This is a genomic window from Xenorhabdus entomophaga (genome assembly GCF_037996725.1).
Lineage (GTDB): Bacteria > Pseudomonadota > Gammaproteobacteria > Enterobacterales > Enterobacteriaceae > Xenorhabdus > Xenorhabdus khoisanae.
The window spans coordinates 1-202 of sequence record NZ_JBBMXH010000588.1 but is presented as its reverse complement, the minus strand read 5'-3'; the positions used below and the strand labels follow the sequence as shown (position 1 = coordinate 202).

The 202-nt window shown below is 56.9% G+C and carries 1 pseudogene; it reads right to left on the bottom strand.

Going from position 1 to position 202, the window contains the following annotated elements:
* Positions 1-202: pseudogene (locus AAC854_RS24155) on the bottom strand (IS66 family transposase); the annotation flags it as partial.

Sequence of the window (202 nt, the reverse complement as noted above, 5' to 3'; positions counted from 1 at the left end):
ACAGAACCGCCATCTGGCTCATCAAACGGGGCCCCAGTTGTCCGGAAGGCGCATCGTCGGGTAACGTAGCCCGGACGGTGTGATGACAACACTGACAGCGGCCATGAAACAATTGATATTCGGTGATATCCAGGGCGATTTTGGGCAGTTCGAACACCTGATGACGATAGGTCGGGGTCGTATTCGGCTCGACATGCCCGCC